The sequence below is a fragment of the Bacteroides finegoldii DSM 17565 genome, from assembly GCF_000156195.1.
In the GTDB taxonomy this organism is placed as follows: Bacteria; Bacteroidota; Bacteroidia; order Bacteroidales; family Bacteroidaceae; genus Bacteroides; species Bacteroides finegoldii.
This window is the reverse complement of the sequence record NZ_GG688329.1, coordinates 152735-153711: the sequence shown is the minus strand read 5'-3', so window position 1 is coordinate 153711 and position 977 is coordinate 152735. Positions and strand designations below refer to the sequence as shown.

At 34.3% G+C, this 977-nt stretch carries 1 protein-coding gene; it reads right to left on the bottom strand.

What is annotated here, in order from left to right; translation table 11 throughout:
• Positions 1-757 precede the first annotated feature (757 nt).
• A partial coding sequence (locus BACFIN_RS23435) for a hypothetical protein (protein ID WP_007756602.1) occupies positions 758-977 on the bottom strand: 220 nt, incomplete at its 5' end.

The following is a 977-nucleotide window of genomic DNA, read 5'->3' as shown; positions in this document are numbered from 1 at the left end:
CGATACAGATGCAGGTAGGAAAATATGCGTATATCTGCTCTATATACTTTCAATAAGCATTGATAATATATTGTAAAGCAGTGTGTAGTCTGATATTCATCTTGGTCTTTAGTTTAAATCTAGCTTGAGTATTTATAGGATAAATAGCCAAAATGCTATGAGAAATACGTTGATAAGTTATGAGAGATGCTTGATTTTATGAACAAAATCATGGAAATACTATGAGAGATGCCCTTTTGTTTTTTTATTTCTCATAGTATTATCTAACTGATTTACAGTTAATTATTGTGTGTTATGAGAATATGAGAAATGAAAAATAAAAATCCTTTTCAGTAAAGTGAAGATTTTACGTATCATTCTTGTATAAGTATCATATTAATGCATCAACTAAGGAATGGAATTCACTATAAAACCGCTATCTCTTATATCTTTCTTTCCTCTTATTTTAATGAGCTGATTCTCTAATTACTCTCTAACCTAACACAAACCGATCCTTGACGCAGTTACGCGCCCGCGTGTTATATAATAATGTGCAGCTCTCTCGTCGTTTCCTCGCACAATCTCCCCATACATAAAAAATATGTTCTACGACATCGTTCAGCATCAATGCTTTAGCAATTTCATTCCAAAAAAACTTCAAAAAAATAGTTGAATATATTTGGATTATATCCGAAAAGCGGGTACTTTTGCACCCGCTTTCCAAGAGAGGACAGCCTTGCAGAATTGACCTAATGACAAAGCGTAGGACCGCTTTACTTTAAGAACAAAAAAGATCCGGGAAAGTTTGGATTATAATAAATAAAGTTCTTATATTTGCAGTCCGATTCGCAAAGAGACGCGGTTTTCCGTTTGTCGTTTTCGTCCCTTCTTTCCCTTTCGCTAAGAGAGCCTGAGAAACGAACCGAAAAAGAAAAACGAAAAAACTTACCGAAAGTTTGGCAGTTAAAATAAAACCCCTTACCTTTGCACCCGCTTTT